Origin of the sequence: Streptomyces sp. AgN23, from assembly GCF_001598115.1 — a bacterium.
Classification (GTDB): domain Bacteria; phylum Actinomycetota; class Actinomycetes; order Streptomycetales; family Streptomycetaceae; genus Streptomyces; species Streptomyces antimycoticus.
Genome location: NZ_CP007153.1, coordinates 9,025,904 through 9,040,386 on the forward strand (window position 1 = coordinate 9,025,904; position 14,483 = coordinate 9,040,386).

General features: G+C 72.9%; 13 protein-coding genes. 10 read left to right on the forward strand and 3 right to left on the reverse strand.

The features are described 5' to 3' along the window. Positions 1-5 precede the first annotated feature (5 nt). Positions 6-1,061 carry a 4-hydroxythreonine-4-phosphate dehydrogenase PdxA gene (gene pdxA / locus AS97_RS39160; RefSeq protein WP_201724694.1) on the reverse strand — a complete coding sequence of 352 codons (1,056 nt, stop codon included), beginning with the start codon at positions 1,059-1,061 and terminating at the stop codon, positions 6-8. Further along, positions 1,058-3,340 carry a four-carbon acid sugar kinase family protein gene (locus tag AS97_RS47930; RefSeq protein WP_349017623.1) on the reverse strand — a complete coding sequence of 761 codons (2,283 nt, stop codon included), beginning with the start codon at positions 3,338-3,340 and terminating at the stop codon, positions 1,058-1,060. Before AS97_RS47930 ends, pdxA begins: the two co-directional genes overlap by 4 nt. Positions 3,341-3,444: 104 nt before the next feature. Here AS97_RS47930 and AS97_RS39175 point away from each other — a divergent pair, with 104 nt between their 5' ends. The 8 genes from AS97_RS39175 (at position 3,445) to AS97_RS39210 (ending at position 11,817) form a co-directional block, all read left to right on the forward strand. Beyond that, a complete protein-coding gene (locus tag AS97_RS39175) occupies positions 3,445-5,019 on the forward strand; it encodes an ABC transporter substrate-binding protein (protein WP_210566559.1) in 1,575 nt (524 codons plus the stop codon). 3 nt (positions 5,020-5,022) lie between these two features. After that, complete coding sequence (locus AS97_RS39180) at positions 5,023-5,952, forward strand: ABC transporter permease (protein WP_086710310.1); 930 nt, start codon at positions 5,023-5,025, stop codon at positions 5,950-5,952. Between the two features lies 1 nt (position 5,953). Next, positions 5,954-6,895: an ABC transporter permease gene (locus tag AS97_RS39185; protein ID WP_059146154.1), complete on the forward strand. Its 942-nt coding sequence runs from the start codon at positions 5,954-5,956 to the stop codon at positions 6,893-6,895. Further along, positions 6,892-7,785: an ABC transporter ATP-binding protein gene (locus tag AS97_RS39190; protein WP_247204629.1), complete on the forward strand. Its 894-nt coding sequence runs from the start codon at positions 6,892-6,894 to the stop codon at positions 7,783-7,785. The genes AS97_RS39185 and AS97_RS39190 overlap by 4 nt, the downstream gene beginning before the upstream one ends. After that, positions 7,782-8,624 (forward strand): dipeptide/oligopeptide/nickel ABC transporter ATP-binding protein, encoded by an 843-nt coding sequence (locus AS97_RS39195; protein ID WP_059146152.1) that lies wholly within the window; start codon positions 7,782-7,784, stop codon positions 8,622-8,624. The genes AS97_RS39190 and AS97_RS39195 overlap by 4 nt, the downstream gene beginning before the upstream one ends. Continuing rightward, a complete protein-coding gene (locus AS97_RS39200; RefSeq protein ID WP_210566560.1) occupies positions 8,621-9,640 on the forward strand; it encodes an aldo/keto reductase in 1,020 nt (339 codons plus the stop codon). The genes AS97_RS39195 and AS97_RS39200 overlap by 4 nt, the downstream gene beginning before the upstream one ends. Before the next feature lie 295 nt (positions 9,641-9,935). Further along, positions 9,936-11,141, forward strand: coding sequence for an exo-alpha-sialidase (locus tag AS97_RS39205; RefSeq protein WP_210566561.1), 1,206 nt, complete (start codon positions 9,936-9,938; stop codon positions 11,139-11,141). Next, entirely contained in the window at positions 11,134-11,817 is a 684-nt protein-coding gene (locus tag AS97_RS39210; RefSeq protein ID WP_059146149.1) for an SDR family oxidoreductase, read from the forward strand. Before AS97_RS39205 ends, AS97_RS39210 begins: the two co-directional genes overlap by 8 nt. On the opposite strand, the gene AS97_RS39215 is transcribed toward AS97_RS39210, so the two are convergent. Then, positions 11,809-12,450, reverse strand: coding sequence for a ScbR family autoregulator-binding transcription factor (locus AS97_RS39215; protein ID WP_059146148.1), 642 nt, complete (start codon positions 12,448-12,450; stop codon positions 11,809-11,811). The two genes, AS97_RS39210 and AS97_RS39215, sit on opposite strands and share 9 nt — an antisense overlap. A 110-nt stretch (positions 12,451-12,560) precedes the next feature. On the opposite strand from AS97_RS39215, the gene AS97_RS39220 reads away from it, so the two are divergent. Then, complete coding sequence (locus tag AS97_RS39220) at positions 12,561-13,493, forward strand: ScbA/BarX family gamma-butyrolactone biosynthesis protein (RefSeq protein WP_059146147.1); 933 nt, start codon at positions 12,561-12,563, stop codon at positions 13,491-13,493. A 274-nt stretch (positions 13,494-13,767) separates the two neighbouring features. Then, positions 13,768-14,445: an HAD family phosphatase gene (locus AS97_RS39225; RefSeq protein WP_210566562.1), complete on the forward strand. Its 678-nt coding sequence runs from the start codon at positions 13,768-13,770 to the stop codon at positions 14,443-14,445. Positions 14,446-14,483: the final 38 nt, after the last annotated feature.

A 14,483-nucleotide genomic window follows, 5' to 3' on the forward strand; every position in this document is an offset into this window, starting at 1 on the left:
CGGCGTCACTGGGCGGGGGACGGAGCCATCTCGGCGGCCTGCCGCAGCGCCTCGATCATGCTACCGGCGTCGGCCGTGCCGGTACCGGCGATGTCGAAGGCGGTGCCGTGGTCGACGGAGGTGCGGATGACGGGCAGACCGACGGTCAGATTGACCCCGGCCTCCAGGCCCAGCACCTTGACCGGGCCGTGCCCCTGGTCGTGGTACATCGCCACGATCAGGTCGTAGTCACCGCGCCCGGCCAGGAAGAAGGCGGTGTCGGCGGGGAGCGGGCCGCGGGCGTCGATGCCGTCGGCGCGCAGCACCTCCAGCGCGGGCACGATCTTCTCCTCCTCCTCGCCGTAGCCGAACAGCCCGTTCTCCCCGGCGTGCGGATTGATCCCGCACACCCCGATCACCGGTTCGGGGGTCCCGGCGCGGACCATCGCCTCATGGCCGCGGCGCACGGTCCGCTCGACCAGACCCGGCTCGATCTTCCGCACCGCGTCGATGAGTCCGATGTGGGTGGTGACGTGAATGACCTTCACCGTGGGGGTGGCCAGCATCATCGACACCTCCTCGACCCCGGTGAGCTGGGCCAGCAGTTCGGTGTGGCCGGGGAAGACATGGCCGCCCGCGTGCAGCGCCTCCTTGTTGAGCGGCGCGGTGCAGATGCCCTGCACCTCACCGTTCATGGCGAGTTCGGCGGCGGTCCGTACGTACTGGTAGGCCGCGTCCCCGGCCACCGGGGAGAGCGTGCCCCAGGGCAGCTCGGCGGGGAGCAGCCCGAGGTCGACGACGTTGATCCGGCCCGGGGTGAACGCCGCGTCGGCGGGCCCGGCCACGGTGACGATCTCGCACGCGATATCGCGCAGCCGCGCGGCCTGGCGCAGCCGCTCGGCGTCCCCGATGACCACCGGACGGCAGCGCCGCAGCGTGTCCGGGTCGAGCAGCGCGGGGACGATCACCTCGGGTCCGATGCCGGCGCCGTCGCCCATGGTGACCGCGATGAGCGGAAGCGGGGCGGGATCGGCGTCCGCACCAGCGGCCCCGGCGGGGGCGAGGTTGGTGGAGGAGTTCATGAGGTGACCTTCCGTTCCATCGAATGGGGGCGCAGCGCCTGGACGATCTGGCGCAGGGAGTCGGGGTCGCCGAAGCTGCCCGGTCGGGTCACGACGGACCGCCCGTCGGGAGTGGAGAGATGAACGGCCCCGTGGTGCACCTGGCCAACCGGATCGAGCTCGGTCACCGCCAGGGCATCCAGCACCCGGCGTGCCGTCTCGCCGCCGGTCAGCACGAGGTCTACGGCGCCGTGGTGCGCGGCAACGGCGTCCTGGACGGCGCGGGCGAGGCCGAGCACCAGCCGCCGGGCGGACACGGGCCGGGGCCGCGGGCCTGCCCGGTTGGCAGGGCCTTCGGCCGGGGTTGGGTCCGGGACTCCGGCAGGGCATTCGCTCGGGCTCCCGTCCGAGACTTCGCTCGGGCTCCCGGCTCGGGCTCTGCTCGGGTCCGTGCGGTCGGTGCCGCCGCCGGACGGTGGCGGAGTGGCGGGCTGGAGGCCGGGTGCTGGGCTGGGCGGCGCGCCGGGGACGTCGGCGGGCGCGACGGCCTCGCGTTCCGGACGGGGGGACGGGATGGGCACCGCGCCCATTGCTGCCGCCGCTGCCGCCGCTGCCGCCGGGCCGTGCGTCGTCGTCGCGTCCGGGTCCCCCGGCGAGGCGGCGAGGGACACGACCGTGACCGGGACCGTCAGCGGGGGCAGCCGCGGCGGGGGACCCTCCGACAGCAGCATCGCGAGCGGAAGCCGGTGGTGGGTGGCGCCGTCCTCGACCAGGCGCCGGATCTGTTCGGAGGCCGCCGGTTCGGCCGTGCCGACGACGACCAGCACCGGTCGCCCGGTGTCCGCCGAGGGCGCTGCGCCTCCGGCCGCCGAGACGGCGGCGCCCGCCGGTGTGGTGGCGGGGCCGGCCGGGGGCGCGGTGGCCGTGTCGGCGCCCGGAGCCGCTGTGGTGGTGGGGGCGGCTCCGGCGTTCGTAGAGGGCGCCGCGGTTCCGGCCGTCGACGCGGCTGCCCCCGCCGGTGTGGTGATGGCCGGGGCGTTGGCGGCGCCCGGAGCCGTGATGGGGTCGTTGTCGGCCAGGTTGGTGGCGGTGGTGGCGGCCGGGACGGTGAGGGCCGGGGCGCCGGTGGGTTCGGGGGAGGCCGGTGCTTCGGTGGGTTCGGGGGTGGCCGGAGCCGTGGTGGGCTTGGTGGCGGCGGGGCTCGTGCCGGCGGGGTCGGCAGGGGGCGCGGGGGCCGTGTCGGCGGCCGGATCCGTGGTGGTGGTGGCGGCCGGGACGGTGAGGGTCGGGGCGCCGGTGGGGTCGGTGACGGCCGGAACCGTGGCGGCGGAGGCGGCCGCGTTCGTGGCGGCCGGAGCCGTCGACACCGCCGTGGCCTGGGCGGTGGCCGGAGCCGCCGTGGCGGGAAGAGCCGCCGTCAGGTGGCGGCCGAGGGCCACGGCCAGGCCCCCTGAGCCGACCAGCCGCATCCGGGGGCCCTCGGCGAGCGATGCCGCGACGACCGCGTCGAGATCGGCGTCCGTCTCCGCGTCGCAGATCGCCACCCGTCCGGCCGCCACGGCCGCGCGCAGCGCGGCCCGCAGGGCAGGCGGGGACGCCCGTACCGTCGTCAGCGGGATCAGCGCGATCGGAAGGCCGCCGAGCGCCTGGGCCACCGAACCGGGTGGGGGCAGGGTTTCGGCGCGCCATGCGTCGCCCTCGTGGAGCGCCACCCCGCCGATGTGGACCACCCCCGAGCGCACCACGCGACCGGCGATCGGCAGTGCGGGGGCGAGCACCACACCCGCCCCGCCCTCGGCGAGGGCGGCGATCTCGGCGGCGACATTGCCCCGCAGCAGCGAGTCGATCTTCTTCAGTACGAGGGTGTCCCCGTCGTTCCCGTCGGCCTCCCCGTCGGGCGACGACAGCCGCAGCGCGTCACGGACCGCCTCGGCCGCCTCGGCGGCCGGCCGGTAGCGGGAGTCGAGGTCCAGGACGGTCGCCTCGCCGGGATGGCGAGGGCGCAAGGCGCTCGCCACACCGCTGCTCGCCTCACCCCCGCTCACCGCGTCAGACATCCTCACAAGCACAACCCGGCTGCGTGTTGTGCGCGAATGAAGCGCGGCTGCCACTTCCGCGGCGCCCGACAGGTCATCCGCGATGGCCAACAGCCTCCGGTTGGGTGTCATGTCCACCGGCACCTCCTCGAACGACCGTGACGGACGGAGCGATCGGATGGCGTGGACATCGTCTCCGTGGTGCCGATGATGGCATACGTTGCGCGAAGTGCGCGAGGAGTATTGCGTAAAGCGCGCAGCCATGTCACGGTGACCGCCGCGACACTTTGACCCGTACGGCCGTCATCCGGACGCCGCGCGGGTCGAGCGATCCGGTCGCTCGCCTCAGGAACGCCGAGAGGTCAACGATGACCCGTATCCCCTTCGGTCCGGCCCCCAGCCGCCGGTCCGTGCTGCGCCTCGGAGCAGGCGCCTCAGCAGGTATCGCCCTCGCCCCGCTGACCGGGTGCGCGGGCCCCACCGGTGCCCCCGGGCCCGGGGCCATCAGCCTCGGGCTGAACCGCTCGCTGGTCAGCCTGGACAACAAGCTGAACCAGTTCGACGCGGCGGTCACGGTGCAGCGCGCGGTGCGCCAGGCGCTGACCCGGATCGGCAAGGGGCTCCGGCCCGAGATGGTGCTCGCCGACCGCTTCGAGATGACCGGGCCCACCGCCTGGACGGTGCGGCTGCGCGAAGGAGTCCGCTACTCCGACGGAACCCCGGTCACCGTCAAGGATGTCTCGACCGCGCTCAGGATGTACGCGGGCGTCAACGGCTCGTTCATCGTCGGCCTCTTCCCCGAGATGCCCACCGTCGAGCCGGTCGACGAGCGCACCTTCCGCCTGCACACCAAGCGCCCGGTGCCCATCCTCGACCAGCTGATGGCCAACATCCTGATCAGCCCCGCCGCGCGGAACCGGCCCGAGGAACTGTCCGGCGGTGTGGGCTCCGGCCCGTACGTGGTCGCCTCGGCCAACTCCGGCACCGGTGAGTACACCCTGGACGTCAACCCCCGGTACTGGGGGCGGCGCCCCACCGTGGACCGGGTCCGGGTGCGCTTCGTCCCCGAGGAGTCCAGCCGGGTCGTCGCCGTGCGCAGCGGTGAGCTGGATGTCATCGACACCATCACCCCCGACTCCGCCGAGCAGCTCAAGGGGTTGCCGGGGGTGCGTCTGGACCGCACCTCGGGCACCCGCGTCAACCAGTTGTTCTTCAACTTCCGCAAACCGCGCGGACATCCGCTGGCCGACGCCCGGGTGCGCGAGGCGCTCAGCTACGCCATCGACGGCGAGGCCCTGGTGCGCGATGTGCTCACCGGCTCCGCCCAGCAGGCCGAGGGCGTCATCCCGCTCGCCCTCAAGGGCTCGGTGCGCACCGGCCGTTACGTCCATGACCCCGGCCAGGCCCGCAAACGCCTCGCCGCGCTGGGCGCGAGCGATCTCAAGGTGAAGATCATCTGGGAGTCCGGCGAGTTCCCGGCGGACACCTCGGTGATGGAGGCCGTGCTGGAGATGCTGCGCGCGGTCGGCGTCCGCGCCTCCCTCCAGCAGTTCGAACCGGGCGGCGACATCCAGCAGTGGCGGCAGGGCCGCCGGGGCGACTGGGACGTCCTCGGCAACGGCTTCTCCGTCCCCACCGGCCACGCCTCCACCAGCCTCCAGGGCATGTACGGCGGCACCGCGGAGAAGGAGAAGACCCGGGACACCTACCAGGGCTATGTCTTTCCGAAGATCGCCGCCCGGCTGGCCGACGCCTCCGCCGAAACGGACGAGAAGACGCGGAACACCAAGCTCGCGGCCGTCCAGCAGCAGATCTGGGACACCCGCCCCTGCCTGTGGGCTTTCGTCCCCGATGTGGTGCTGGCCCGCCGCACCCGGGTGCGCGATGTGCGCCTGCTGCAGCTCAACTCCTACGACCTCGCCGCCGTGCGTCTGGAGGGCTGAGCCGTGACGCGCTATCTGATACGCCGCCTGGGCCAGAGCGTCCTGACGGTCTTCCTGACCCTCTCCACCGTTTTCGTCCTGGTCCGCATGGCCCCCGGCGACCCCGCCGCGGCCCTGGCCGGGCCCAACCCCTCCAGCGCCGACCTCGCCCGGATCCGGGAGCAGTTCGGCCTCGACCGCGGACTGCTCAGCCAGTACGGGCTCTTTCTGCGCGATCTGTTCACCGGCGACCTCGGCACCAGCTACTCCTTCCACGCGCCCGCCCTGGACGTGGTGCTCGACCGGGTGCCCTACACCATCACCCTCTCCCTCTCCGCGATCACCCTCACCGCGCTGGTGGCCGTGCCGCTGGGCGTATGGATGGCCCGCCGCGCCGACACCAAACGCGAGCTGGGCGCCAATGTGCTGACCATCGCCGGGCAGTCCATGCCGGACTTCTGGATCGGCGTGATGCTACTGACCCTCTTCGCCGTGGCCGTTCCGGTACTGCCCGCCTCCGGCTTCACCACCTGGGGCGGACTGGTGCTGCCCACCGTGACCGTGGCGATCCTCCAGATGGCGCTGATCTCCCGGCTGGTCCGCCGTGAGATGGTGGCGGCCCTCGCCGCGCCGTATGTCACCGTCGCCCGCTCCCGCGGGGTGTCGAACCGCGTACTGACCTGGCGCTACGCCATGGGCAACTCCGCCATCCCGGTGCTCACCGCACTCGGCACCCGCTTCGCCGCCATGCTCAACGGTGTCGTGGTGGTCGAGGTGGTCTTCGGCTGGCCCGGTGTCGGCTCGCTGGTCGTCCGCGCCCTGGAGACCCGCGACTATCCGCTGATCCAGGCGACCGTCCTGGTCACCGCCGCCCTGGCGGTCCTCGTCCAACTCCTCATCGACCTGGCCTACCCGTTGCTCGACCCGCGGGTACGCCTGGGAAAGGCGGCCTGAGATGAAAGGCGCCCTCGAAACCCCCGCCGAACCCCCGGCCCCCGCGAAGGCCGGTCCCGCGCCCCGCCCCAGCGCGGTCACCGGCAGGGACCTGGCACGCGCCACCGCCACCCGGCGCCGCCGCAGCGCGAGCCTCAAACTGTGGGCGGGCGCGGTGTGCACCCTGCTGGTGGTGGTCCCCGTCGCCCTCGCCCAGGTGCTGCCGCTGCCCGGCGCGGGCGATCAGGACCTCTCCCGGCGCCGGCTGGCGCCGCTGACCGACGGCCATCTCTTCGGCACCGACCAGCTCGGGCGCGATGTGCTCTCGCGGGTGCTGCACGGCGGCCAGGTCTCGCTGTCGATCGGTGTGCTCGCCGTCGTCGTCTCCGGTCTCATCGGCATCGTCGCGGGCGCCGCCGCCGGGTACTACGGCCGCTGGGTGGACGCCGTCGTCTCCCGGCTGCTGGAGGCCCAGATGTCGCTGCCGCTGCTGATGATGCTGCTGCTCGTGGTGGCCCTCTTCGGCCCCTCCGTCACCGTCATCACCTGCGTCATCGCCATCGCCCAGTGGCCCGAGGTGGCCCGGCTGACCCGGTCCCTGGTGCTGGTCGAGCGGGAGAAGCCGTATGTGGCCGCCGCCCAGGTGCTGGGGCTGCCCCGGATCGCCATCCTGGCCCGCCACATCATCCCCAACATCGTCCGCCAGTCCTCGCTCGTGGTCCTGCTGCTGCTCGCCCAGGCGGTGCTGCTGGAGAGCGCGCTGAGCTACCTCGGCGCGGGCCCCCAGCGGCCGTTCGCCACCTGGGGCCGGATCATCTCGGACGGCCAGGACTACATCACCACCTCCTGGTGGCTGGTGACCCTGCCCGGCCTCGTCATCGTGCTGCTGGTGGTCGGGGTCAATCTGCTCGGCGACGGACTGCGCGACCGTACCCGCCGACGTGCGACGGAGGGCACCCGATGAGCGGCACCCGCGGCACCCGCGACACCAACGGCACCCACGGCACGCCCGACACCGGCGCCCCGGGCCCTCTGGTGGAGGTCGAGGACCTGCAGATCGAGCTGATCACCGACCGCGGGGTGGTGCGCGCGGTTGACGGGGTCGGCTTCACCATCGACCCCGGCGAGACGGTGACGATCATCGGCGAGTCCGGCTCCGGCAAGTCCACCACCGCGATGGGCCTGCTGCGGCTGCTGCCCGACGGGCTCGCCGTCCTCTCCGGGACGGCCCGGATCTTCGGTGCCGACGTCATCGCCGACGCCAAGGCGGCCGGGCGGATCCGCGGCCGGGGGGTCTCCCTGATCCCCCAGGACCCGATGACCGCGCTCAGCCCGGTGCACACCATCGGCCGCCAGCTCGGCGAGGCGCTCCGGCTGCGCCACCCGGGGATGTCCCGCGCCGAGGCCCGCGCCAAGGGCGTCGAACTGCTCGGCCGGGTACGGATCCCGCACCCCGAGACCCGCTGGGGCGCCTACCCCCACCAGTTCTCCGGCGGCATGCTGCAGCGCGTCCTCATCGCCATCGCGCTGGCCGCCGAGCCCCGGCTGCTGGTGGCCGACGAGCCCACCTCCGCGCTCGACGTCACCGTCCAGGCGGGCGTCCTCGACCTGCTGATGGAGCTCCAGGAGCGCACCGGCATCGGCATCCTGATGATCACCCACGATCTGGGCGTGGCCCGGCTGGTCTCCGACCGCATCCACGTCATGCGCGGCGGCCGCTTCGTGGAGTCGGGACCGGTCGAACAGATCGTGGACCACCCCCGCGAGCGGTACACCCGCGATCTGCTGGCCGCCGTGCCCACTCTGGGCCCCTGGCACGAGACCCCCGCCGCCGTCACCGAGGAGGCGCTGTGACCACACCCCTGCTGGCCGTCGAGGACCTGGTGGTCGAATACCCGGTCGCCGGCGGTGTCTTCCGCGCGGTGGACGGCGTCAGCTTCTCCGTCCCGCCCGGCGGGGCGCTCGGCGTCGTCGGCGAATCCGGCTGCGGCAAGTCCACCATCGCCCGCTCCCTCGTCCGGCTGCTGCGCCCCACCGAGGGCCGGATCCTCCTCGACGGAACCGATATCGCGGGCCTGCCCGAGCGACGGCTGCGCCCGCTGCGCAAGCGGGTGCAGATGGTCTTCCAGGATCCGTACGGCTCGCTGGACCCGCATCTGACGGCCGAGGAGATCGTGGCCGAGCCGCTGCGGCTGAACGGCATGCGCTCCCGGGCCGAACGCGCCCGCCGCGCCGCCGTCCTCATCGACCAGGTGGGGCTGGACTCCGGCGCGCTCCAGCGCCGCCCGGCCGAGTTCTCCGGCGGCCAGCGCCAGCGGATCGGCATCGCCCGCGCCCTGGCCAGCGGCCCCGAACTGCTGGTGTGCGACGAGGCCACCTCCGCGCTGGACGTCTCCGTACAGGCCCAGGTCCTCCAGCTGCTGCGGGAACTCCAGGCCGAACAGGGGCTCGCCTACATCGTCATCTCCCACAACCTCGGAGTGGTCCGCGAGATCAGCTCCGAGGTGGTGGTGATGCGCGCCGGGAGGATCATCGAGTCCGGGCCGACCGGCACGGTGCTCTCCGCCCCCGCCGACCCGTACACCAGGGCGCTGCGCCGGGCGGCGCTCGACCCGACGACCATGCGGGGACGCAAACCGCGCGCCCTCGTGTCCGCGATCGCGACCGACCAGGAACCAGGAGCAACGCAGTGAACGCGCATCCGCAGCCCCACACCACCACCCAGGCGTCGCCCGGCGGGGTCGCCCTGCCGGGGGTCCCGGTGCCGCTCTCGCGGCTGGTGCTGGGCACCATGACCTTCGGCGACACGGTGGACCGCGCGGGCGCCGCCGCGATGCTGGACACCGCGCTGGACGCCGGGGTCACCGGAGTGGACACCGCCAACGCCTACGCGGGCGGCGCCACCGAGACGATCCTGGCCGAGCTGCTCCCCGGCCGCCGCGACCGGATCGTGCTCGCCACCAAGGCCGGTATGCCGCACCCCGACGCGGGCGACCACTCACCGCTGTCCGCGCGCGGGATGCGCGCGGCACTCGAAGGCAGTCTGCGCCGCCTGGGCACCGACCATGTCGACCTGTTCTATCTGCACCAGCCCGACCGCTCCACGCCGCTGGAGGAGACACTGGGCGCGGTCGCCGAGTTCGTCACCGAGGGCAAGATCCGGGCGCTCGGCGTCTCCAACTACGCCGCCTGGCAGATCGCCGAGATCACCCACGCCGCCGAACGGGTCGGCGCGCCCCGCCCGGTGGTGGCCCAGCAGCTCTACAACCTGCTGGCGCGGCGGATCGAGGAGGAGTACCGGGAGTACGCGGCCACCAGCGGACTGCGCACCATGGTCTACAACCCGCTCGGCGGCGGGCTGCTGACGGGCCGTCATACCTTCGAGGAGCAGCCGGAGTCGGGGCGCTTCGGCGACTCCCGGGTGGCCGCCATGTACCGGCAGCGCTACTGGGACGCCGGGCTCTTCGAGGCCGTACGGACCCTGTCCGGGATCGCCGAGGAGGCGGGCATCCCGCTCGTCGACCTCTCGCTGCGCTGGCTGCTCGGCCGGGACGGGGTGGACGCGCTGCTGCTCGGCGGCTCCCGCGTCGAACACCTCCGCGCCAATCTGGCCGCCGCGGCCGCGGGCCCCCTTCCGGCGGATGTGACGGCGGCGTGCGACGCGGTGGGCGCCCAGCTCAGGGGCCCGATGCCCGCGTACAACCGCTAGTGCCGCGTCAGCCAGGGTTTGCCCCGCTCGCCGCCCTGGCACGGCGCCACCCAGCTACCGCTGGAGGTGCCCCCGGCGGCGTTGCCGGACCGACCGAGTAGGCCCGCCCCCGGACTGAAGTCCGGGAGGTGCCCCCGCGAGGCCGGTTCGGCGCCTCGCGGCTGACCGCACCAGGACGCCTCGCTACCGGGCAAACCCTGACTGACGCGGCACTAGGTCCGCCCTCCGGCGGAGGGCCGGGGCCCGCCCGGCCGCAGACATCCCCGCACACCGCAACCATGAGGAGCCCGGCGCCATGACCGCCGACCAAGACACCGCGATGCCGCCGACGGACGGACGGCTCCGGCCGCGCCCGGGCGATCCGGCGCGCCAGGAGGCGTTCCTGCCGGCGCCCGCCGTCCAGAACCACGCCGCCAACCTCACCGTGCTGCCGGGAGGGGACCTCGGCTGTGTGTGGTTCGGCGGCACGCAGGAGGGCGTACCGGACATCTCCGTGTGGTTCTCCCGGCTCGCCCCCGGATCCTGTACCTGGACGGAGCCGGTCCGGCTCTCCGGCGACGACACCCGCTCGGAGCAGAATCCGCTGCTGTTCCCCACCCCGGCCGGGGAGCTGTGGCTGCTCTACACCGCCCAGCGGGCGGGCGACCAGGACACGGCGGAGGTCCGGCTGCGGGTGTCCGCCGACGCGGGCGCCACCTGGGGCACGCCGCGTACGCTGTTCCCGGCCACCGAGGCGGGTGGGGTGTTCATCCGTCAGCCGGTGGCCGTCCTGGACTCCGGGCGGTGGCTGCTGCCGGTGTTCCACTGCGTGGCCACCCCCGGGTCCACATGGGTCGGCGACCACGACACCAGCGCGGTGATGATCAGCGACGACCAGGGGCGGACCTGGCGCGAGCGGCCCGTGCCCGGCTCGACCGGCTGTGTGCACATGAACGTCCACCAACTGCCGGACACCACCGTGCTGGCCCTCTTCCGCAGCCGCTGGGCGGACGCGGTCTACCGCGCGCACAGCACCGACGGCGGGGAGACCTGGAGCGAGCCGGTCCGCACCGGACTGCCCAACAACAACTCCTCCGTGCAGTACGTCCCGCTCGCCGACGGGCGGCTCGCGCTGGTCTACAACCACAGCAGCCGGGCGGATGCCACGGCCCGCCGTATCTCCCTCTACGACGAGATCGACGACGAGGGACGGACCGGAGAGCCCCCCGCCCCGGCCGCCACGCGGGACGATGCGGCACCCGGTGCCTTCTGGGGTGCGCCGCGCGCCCCGATGAGCCTCGCGCTGTCCTCCGACAACGGCCTGACCTGGCCTGTACGGCGCGATCTGGACACCGGCGACGGCCACTGCCTGACCAACAACTCACGCGACCGGCTCAACCGCGAGCTGTCCTACCCCACCATCCGGCAGGGCTCCGACGGCACGCTGCACATCGCGTACACCTACCACCGCCGGGCCATCAAATACGTCCGGGTCACACCGGATTGGGCGGCCGATGTCTGAGCCCCGGCACGCCGTGGTCACCGGTGTCAGCTCCGGTATCGGCGCCGCGGTCGCCACCCGGCTGCTGGACCAGGGGTGGCGGATCACCGGGATCAGCCGTACGGCCCCCGCGCGGCCGGTCGCGGGGCTGCACTGGATCCCGGCCGATCTGTCCCGGCCGGAGGACCTCCCCGAGGTGCTCGCCCCGGTGTCCGGGGTGGACGCGATCGTGCACGCGGCGGGCGTTCAGCGCTCGGCGCGGCTGGGGGAGCTGGCGCCCGAGGACGGATCCCTCATGTGGCGGATCCATGTGCAGGCGGCGGGCGTCCTGGTCGACACCCTGGTGGACCGGGTGGCGGACGGCGGCCGGGTGGTGCTGGTGGGCAGCCGGACGATGACGGGCGTCCCGGGCAAGAGCCAGTACGCCGCCACCAAGGCGGCGCTGCCCGCCCTGGCCCGGTCCTGGGCGGCCGAGCTGGCGCCCCGGGCGGTCACGGTGAACGTGGTGGCGCCGGGGCCCACGGACACCCCCATGCTGCGCGACCCCGGCCGCAGCGGCACCCCGCCGGTGATGCCACCGCTGGGCCGGCTGGTCCGTCCCGAGGAGGTGGCGGGGCTGACATCGTTCTTGCTGGGCCCGGAGGGCGGCGCGGTCACCGGGCAGACGCTGGTGATGTGCGCGGGCGCCTCACTCTGACGGGGGCGGCGTGTCCGGGCGGGCGAGCGCCAGCAGCCTCGCGGTGTCCATGGGCCGGGCCTGGAGCGAGGGCAGCAGCAGGGTCCACAGATCGGCCAGATGGTCCTCGACCAGCCGCCGCCCGTCGAGGGCCTCGGAGACGGTGTGCAGCCCGAAGAAGGCGAAGACGACGGTCCGGGCGGCGGGCAGCGGATCGACATGCGGGGCCAGATCGCCCTCGGCCCGGGCCTTCTCCATCATCTGCCCCACGGCGTCCATCCAGCCCACGAAGGGTGGTGGCATGGGCGCCTCGATCAGGGTGCGCTCGGTCCACAGCCGGGCCCCGGCGCGGACCACGATGTCGTCGCGGAAGGCGCGGGCCACCGCGAAGCTGAGCCGCACGAGTTGCTCCAGGGGCGGCGCGTCGAGGGCGGTGTAGCGCTCGATCAGCGGGGGCCAGGTGGCGAAGTGTTCCTCCACCACGGCGAGGGCGAGCCTTTCCTTGCTCGTGTAATGGAAATAGATGGCGCCGCTGGTATGACCGGACCGGGCGGTGATGTCGCTGATGCTCGTGCCGGCGTATCCCCGTTCGTCGAAAAGGAACGCGGCGGCCTCCAGAAGGGATCGGCGTGTTTGCTCGGCCCGTTCTTGCACGTGTTCGCCGTCCTTCAGCAGCCCGTCGGATGTGACGGGGAGAACTTAGCGGACTTTCGGCCGGTGATGGTGATGAGGCGAGACAGGTCAAACATTATTAGTATTTTAAGGTGATCGTTCGTGAGGCTCATGGCCTTTCGGAGCCGTCCGGTCCCACCGGGCGGCCGCTCAGCTGGTCCCGCACCGTGGCGCGGGAGGCGGTGCACCGGGTCTCGGTGGCCGAGGTGCTGCTCACCGACGTGCGTACGCACGGTGACAATCGCTTCGAGGCCGCCGCCCAGTGGCCGAGGTCCCATCCCACCTTCCCGCACGGCAAAGACGGCCGCCACCATCCGCTGATGATCGCGGAAACCCTGCGCGAGCTGGGGATCTACATCCCCACGCGGTACTACGCGGTGCCCGCGGGGGCGCACTTCCTGATCCGGGACATCTCCTACCGGCTGGACCCCGAGACCGAACCCCGGGCGCCGTACGGCGCCTCCGACATCACCTGCCGGGCCGCCGTCACCGACATCCGCACCACCCCCTGCGGACGCTTCGTCTCCGGGATGCGGCTGGATGTCGTGCTGTCCGCGGGCGGCAAGCTCTTCGCCTGGGCCGGGGGTACCGCGCGCTTCCTGGACGGCACGGCCTACGCGGAGACCCGGTCCGCCTTCCACGGCCACACCGCACGCCGCAGGCTGCGCGCCGCGGTGCGGCCCTCACCTGCGCAACTGGCCGTTCCCGCGGCCCGGGACGTGCTGGTGGTACAGGACGGGGGAGTGGTCTACCTCGACCCCGCCGACCCCCGCCATCCGTTCTTCTTCGACCACTGGAGCGACCATGTGCCGGGCCTGGTGCTGCTGGAGGGCGCCCGTCAGGCGGCCGCGCTGGCCACCGGCGGAACGCTGACCCGGCCCGTCGCCTGCCGTATGAAGGCGATCCGCTTCACCGAGTCGTTTCCGCCGGCCGTGGTCGAGTGCACCTCCCACGGCCGAACGTGCGTCTTCCGGCTGCGCCAGGCCGATATCTGCACGGCGGTCGGCGTACTCCAGTACCTCTGAGCGACGAACACACTGTGCGACGAACTCATGGGCGACGAACGGACTGAACGACGAACAAACCGCCGACACTGAGTGACCCCTTGCTTACCGCGGGTCAGCTAACTAACGTAGTGATCGTTATGTTTCGGGCAGGCGAAGTTCACGGCCCGTACGACAGCAGCGGTCGGCGCACAGCGCCACTTCCGAGCCGCCAGGACATTTCCACTGCGCGGTTCCTCGCACGTACAGGCACTCCCTGCGCCGATCCCTCCACCTCCCATGGAACGGCAGACAGATGACAGCCGAAAAGTTTCTCGGATGGACCCCAGCCGCCATCGTCTTCGACTGCGACGGCACCCTGATGGATTCCGAACGACACTGGGTGGAGGCGCGCGAAGTGGTGCTCAGAAATCACGGAACCGCCCCCGACGAGGAGCTCGCGCAAAGCACGAAGGGGCTCCACTACACCGAATGCGGCCGCATGCTGGCCGAATTCGCCGGCCGCCCCGAACTCGCCGACGAGATGACCGAACAGCTCCTGGACGCCTTCCGCCGGCTGGTGGCCGAGGACCCGGTCACCATGCCGGGAGCGCCCCAACTGGTGGCGAAGGCGGCGGCGTTCGCCCCGCTGGCCGTGGCCAGCAACTGCCCGCGCGACGTCGTCGAGGACGGGCTCGCCAAGGCCGGGCTGCTGCGGTACTTCGGCCATGTGCTGGTCCCCGAGGGGCAGGTGCGGCCCAAGCCGTATCCCGACGTCTATCTGGAGGCCGCCCGGCTGTGCGGTGCGGCCCCCGAGGACGCCCTCGCGGTGGAGGACTCCCACTGCGGGTTTCTGTCCGCCTCGCGCGCCGGGCTGAGAGTGCTCGGCGTCGGGCCGCGGAAGCCGGTGGACGAGCCCCCGCCGGTGGATGTGTGGGTCTCCACCCTGGCCGACCCGGAGCTGGTCAAATGGGCGGACTCCCGGGCGGCCTGAGGGACTGGCGCACGCCCACCGCCTGGTCGGCGGGTGCC